This is a genomic window from Actinomycetota bacterium, assembly GCA_040905475.1.
Taxonomy (GTDB): Bacteria; Actinomycetota; AC-67; order AC-67; family AC-67; genus DATFGK01.
On record JBBDRM010000092.1, the window covers coordinates 1 to 4,922 of the forward strand.

Here is a 4,922-nt window from a genome sequence, read left to right on the forward strand (position 1 = left end):
CGGATACGTCGCCTGGGTGGGAGACCTCACCGATCCGGGTCTCCCCGACGCGCTCACGACCTGGTTCGGATCACCTACTGCCGCGTAGCGCACCGCCCGCTAGATCTCAAGGCAGAACCCCTTCTGCCACCATCCAGGCGTGCAGCTCGAACACCAAACGGCCGACCTTCACCATCGGGTCGGTGCCGATCCATGCTTCCGCCTCGGCCATGGAGGTCGCCTTGAGAACGCCGATGCCGCGGATCTCTCCGCTGAGCTGGAAGGAATCGAGCAACGGACCGTTGAGCACCAGTTTGCCCTCCTGCCGCAGTCGCCCCAGGTTCGCTAGGTGCGCCTCCTGTAGCGCGGCGATCTCAGGCGTCGAATCAGCGGACCACACGGGTCCCTTCTTGAGCAGGTACACGTAGTACAGCGCCATTCCCATATCGCGCGCCTGCTCGTGCGCTTCAGCGTCGTTGTATTCCATTCAGTCCTCGTCAAACCATGAGACCCCGACGTGCCTCTATGGTGTCATGCTACTTGCGCCACGACGTACCATCGACGACGTAGCGGCGCCTCGCAACGGGGGACTTCGTGAAAGAGATCGAGACCGACTACCTCATCGTCGGCGCCGGCGCTTCCGGGATGGGGTTCACCGACGAGCTGATCTCCAACTCGGACGCCGAGGTCGTGCTCGTCGACCGGCGCCACCGGCCCGGCGGGCACTGGAACGACGGCTACGGATTCCTTCGCCTGCACCAGCCCTCCGCCTATTACGGCGTCAACTCGCGGGCCCTCGGCAACGATCGCATCGACCCGGCCGGCCCCAACGCCGGTTTCTACGAGCGGGCCTCCGGCGCCGAGGTCTGCGATTACTACGGCCGAGTGCTCGACGAGCAGATGCTTCCGACCGGACGCGTTCGCTTCCTCGGCATGTCCGACTACGTCGCCACCGGCGCCGACGGACACCGGGTCGTGTCCCGGCTGACCGGGGACACCACGACGGTGCGCGTCCGACGAAAGCTCGTCGATGCCACCCTCCTGCAGACTACGATCGCCATCCACCACACGCCCAAGTACGGCGTCGACCCCGATGCACGGCTGGTTACCCCGCACGCCCTCGCCTCCCTGCCGGAGTCCGGCTCGGGTTTCACCGTCATCGGCGCCGGCAAGACGGCGATGGACACGTGCTGGTGGCTCCTCGACCAGGGCGTCGCTCCCGGCCGCATCCGGTGGATCCGCCCTCGCGAGCCTTGGACGGTCGACCGTGGACACCTCCAGCCGCTGGCGCTGATGGGCTCCTTCGCCGAGTGGTTCGCCGTCCAGATGGAGGCTGCGGCCGAAGCCTCGGACGGAGACGACTTCCTTCGCCGGCTCGAAGAGAGCGGCGGCCACGCGCGCCTCGACCCCACCGTCGAGCCGGAGATCTACCGCGGCGCGACGCTGAGCGAGACCGAGCGCTCCGCCCTACGGTCGATCGAGAACGTCGTGCGGTTGGGCCGGGTCCTCCACGTCGGCGCTCGGGAGATCAAGCTGGAGCATGGCTCGATCCCGACCGAGCGTGGCCATATCCACGTCGACTGCAGCGCGCCCGGCCTCGGACTCCCGCGTGCGACGCCGATCTTCGCGCCCGGCGTGGTCCGGGTTCAGCGCGTGCAGGCCGGCATCGACCCGTTCAGCGCCGCGCTGATCGGGTTCGTCGAGGCGACGCGGGACGACGACCGCGACAAGAACCGCCTCTGTTCCACGATGGGCTTCTTCGACACGACCGAAGACTTCGTTCGGGGCTTCCTCCACAGCCAGCGGGTGCGCGTGGCGTGGTTCGCCGATCCCGACGTCCGCGACTGGCTCACGCGCACCCGGCTTACGCCGCTGCACGACGCCGCCCGGCACCTCACCGACCCCAAGGCGCAGGCCGCCATCGGACGCATGGTCGCGAGCACCGGCCCGGCGATCGAGAACCTCGAACGGATCGTGGCCGCGACACCGGACGGCGCGGCCCCGTAGGAAGCGAGCGCGGGATGAACGGCGGATACTACGAGTGCCTTGCGCCTTCAGCAGACGCCTTCTAGGATGCGCCGCGGGGTACCCAGGGGGGTTCGGGATGCGTTCGAGCCGGAAGTTGATCGCCCTGCCGATGCTGGCCGCGACCGTGTTCGTCATCCTGCCGACCACGGCGAGCGCAGTGAAGGCATGCAACCGTACCGCGAAGAGCAATGCAGCGGCGTTCGATGCGTCTTGCGCGTTCACCTACGAGGGGAATGGGATCCGCATCGAAGGAGTCATGCTGGCGGCCGGATACGACAAAGGGCCCGGCTGCATCGTGAGCCCATGTCGGGTGCCGAGGGCCCGGCTGCGCGTGTACATCCTCGAGCACTCGTTCTTCGTCCCGTGCGCAGCCAGCGGACAAGGGCTCCTCGTGTGTGCCGGTATGGAGCAAGCTGCGGTCTTACCGACGGTCGGGGCGACCGTCACCTGCTACGCCTTCGCCGAGAACCACGCCGACCGGTACCGCTCCTCTGTCGTCGCCTTCCGGTGCTCGAGCGGGAAGCCCAACCTGTAAGGGGCCCGCTCCGCGCGCGTAGCCGAACGATCCGGAAGCGCGTTACAGCTCGAGCAGGTTCTCCAGGCCGTAGGTCAGGCCCGGGTGCTTCGCGATCGACTTCACCGCGAGCAGCACGCCCGGCATGAACGACGCCCGGTCGTAGGAGTCGTGGCGGATCGTCAGCGACTGGCCGGGCCCGGCCAGGATCACCTCTTGATGAGCGACGAGGCCCGGCAGCCGAACCGAGTGCACCTGGATCCCGTCGACGTCGGCCCCGCGCGCTCCGGGCACGACCTCCTTCGACTCGGAACCGACGGCACCCTCGGCCCGCGCCTTCGAGATCTCCTCGGCCGTCTTGAGCGCGGTTCCGCTGGGGGCGTCGGCCTTCTTCGAGTGGTGGAGCTCGATGATCTCCACGTCGGGCAGGAACTTCGAGCCGGCAGCGGCAAAGCGCATCATCAGCACGGCTCCGATCGCGAAGTTCGGAGCGACGAACACGTTCGATTCCTGGCCCTCTTCCTCGATGAGCCCGCGGATCTCGTCGAGGTTCGCTTGCGAGATGCCGGTCGTCCCGACGACGACGTGAACGGCGTGGCGCACGCACCAGCGCAGGTTGTCCATGACGGCGTCCGGATGCGTGAAGTCGATCGCGACGTCGACCTCGGCGTCGTTCAGCGCGTCGAGCTCGTCCGAGATCGGAAGCGTCAACTCGGGATGACCGAGAATCGCGCCGACGTTCTCGCCGGACCCGTTGGAGTCGACCGCCGCGACGAGGACGCAGTCGGCATCCTCGACGATCGCCCGGCAGACCTCACGGCCCATCTTGCCGTAAGCCCCGATGACGCCGACGCGGATCACGATCGCGATGCTACGACACGAACCCGGAGAAGTCCCGCTCGCCCACCGGTCCCACGACGGCGAGCGCCCACGGCGAAGTTCCGAGCGTCTCCTTGGCGACCGTGTGGACGTCGTCGAGGGTGACCGCCTCGATCCTGGCGAGCATCTCGTCGGGCGACAGGATCTCTCCGTGGCACAGCTCGCCCTTGCCGAGCCGCGACATCCGACTCGACGTGTCCTCGAGCCCGAGGACGAGGCTGCCTTTGAGATGCCCCTTCCCTCGCTCGATCTCCTCGGCGGTGATGCCCTTTTCGAGCACGGAGTCGATCTCTTTGCGGACGAGGTCGAGGACCTCCGGCACGCGCTCTTCGCCGGTGGCTGCGTAGACGGTGAAGAGCCCCGCCTCGGCGAACGCGGAGTGGCTCGAATAGACGGAGTAGACGAGGCCGCGTTTCTCGCGGATCTCCTGGAACAGGCGGGACGACATGCCGCCGCCGAGGACGACGTTCATCACGCCGAACGCCCAGCGGCGCGGATCGTTGCGCGACACGCCGGCGCTGCCGAACACCAGATGCGCCTGCTCGACCGGCCGCTCCAGGACGCCCACGCGGCCGTGGAAGGGCGGCGCCTCGTCTCCCGAGCGCGCGGGGCGCTGCGGCCCGGCGGGCGAGTCGCGGAACGCCTTCTGGACGCCCTCGACGACCACGTGATGGTCGACCGACCCGGCCGCCGCGACGACGAGGTTGCCGGGCTTGTAGTGGAGCCGCCAGTAGGCGTCGATCTCTTCGCGCGGCATCGCATCGATAGTGTCGGACATGCCTTGCACCCGCCGGCCCAGCGGATGCTCGCCCCAGATCGTCTCCATGAACAGATCGTGGACGATGTCGTCGGGGGCATCCTCGTGCATCGAGATCTCCTCGAGCACGACCTGCCGTTCCGCGTTGACGTCCTCCTCGCGCAGGAGCGAGTTCTGGAGCATGTCCGCGATGATCTCGACGGACATCGGCAGGTCGGCGTCGAGCGTTCGCGCGTAGAAGCAAGTGAACTCCTTCGCGGTGAAGGCGTTCACGTCGCCGCCGACGGCGTCGAACGCTTCGGCGATGTCCTTCGCGGAGCGCGACGGCGTCCCCTTGAAAAGCAGATGCTCGAGGAAATGCGTCGCCCCCGACAGCTCCGGCTGCTCGTCGCGCGAGCCGGCTCCGACCCACGCTCCGAACGTCGCCGAGCGGACCTCGGGCATCCGCTCGGTGAGGATGCGGATGCCGTTGTCGAGGTCCGTTCGCTCGAACTGCACCGGTCGCTACTCCGCGGGCGTTCCCGAAGGAGCGGAGTCGGCCGCCTGCGGCGGACCGTCGCTTCCGCGATCGCGGTCGCGCGGGCCCCGATCTCGTGAGCCGCCGCGGCCACGGTCCCGATCGCGCCCGCCACGGCCGCGGTCGCCGCGGTCGCGGTCTCCGCCCTCGCCTCGTGGACGCTCCGGCGGCTCGTACGCCTCGTTGGTCTCCGGGTCGATCGGGGCGAGCGAGATCTTCCCCGCGCGCTCGTCGATCCGCATGACCTG

Annotated in this window: 6 protein-coding genes; 2 read left to right on the forward strand and 4 right to left on the reverse strand. The window is 68.3% G+C overall.

Annotated elements, in window-relative coordinates; all coding sequences use genetic code 11:
- Positions 1-106: 106 nt before the first annotated feature.
- The gene (locus WEB06_10230) at positions 107-466 is read right to left on the reverse strand and encodes a YciI family protein (protein ID MEX2556000.1); all 360 of its coding nucleotides are present in this window, start codon (positions 464-466) and stop codon (positions 107-109) included.
- Positions 467-573: 107 nt separating this feature from the next.
- Here WEB06_10230 and WEB06_10235 point away from each other — a divergent pair, with 107 nt between their 5' ends.
- Positions 574-1,986: an FAD/NAD(P)-binding protein gene (locus tag WEB06_10235; GenBank protein MEX2556001.1), complete on the forward strand. Its 1,413-nt coding sequence runs from the start codon at positions 574-576 to the stop codon at positions 1,984-1,986.
- A gap of 97 nt (positions 1,987-2,083) precedes the next feature.
- Positions 2,084-2,542 (forward strand): hypothetical protein, encoded by a 459-nt coding sequence (locus WEB06_10240; protein ID MEX2556002.1) that lies wholly within the window; start codon positions 2,084-2,086, stop codon positions 2,540-2,542.
- A 42-nt stretch (positions 2,543-2,584) separates the two neighbouring features.
- Here the strand turns inward: WEB06_10240 and dapB are convergent, their stop codons facing one another.
- The 3 genes from dapB to WEB06_10255 form a co-directional block, all read right to left on the reverse strand.
- Positions 2,585-3,385 carry a 4-hydroxy-tetrahydrodipicolinate reductase gene (gene dapB, locus WEB06_10245; GenBank protein MEX2556003.1) on the reverse strand — a complete coding sequence of 267 codons (801 nt, stop codon included), beginning with the start codon at positions 3,383-3,385 and terminating at the stop codon, positions 2,585-2,587.
- A gap of 7 nt (positions 3,386-3,392) precedes the next feature.
- Positions 3,393-4,655: a pitrilysin family protein gene (locus WEB06_10250; GenBank protein ID MEX2556004.1), complete on the reverse strand. Its 1,263-nt coding sequence runs from the start codon at positions 4,653-4,655 to the stop codon at positions 3,393-3,395.
- 6 nt (positions 4,656-4,661) lie between these two features.
- On the reverse strand, positions 4,662-4,922 hold a 261-nt coding region (locus WEB06_10255), incomplete at its 5' end, for a hypothetical protein (GenBank protein ID MEX2556005.1).

Excerpts from the sequence above, each read along its gene's own strand:
- WEB06_10230 (MEX2556000.1), bottom strand. The coding sequence starts at position 466 with ATGGAATACAACGACGCTGAAGCGCACGAGCAGGCGCGCGATATGGGA.
- WEB06_10240 (MEX2556002.1), top strand. The coding sequence starts at position 2,084 with ATGCGTTCGAGCCGGAAGTTGATCGCCCTGCCGATGCTGGCCGCGACC.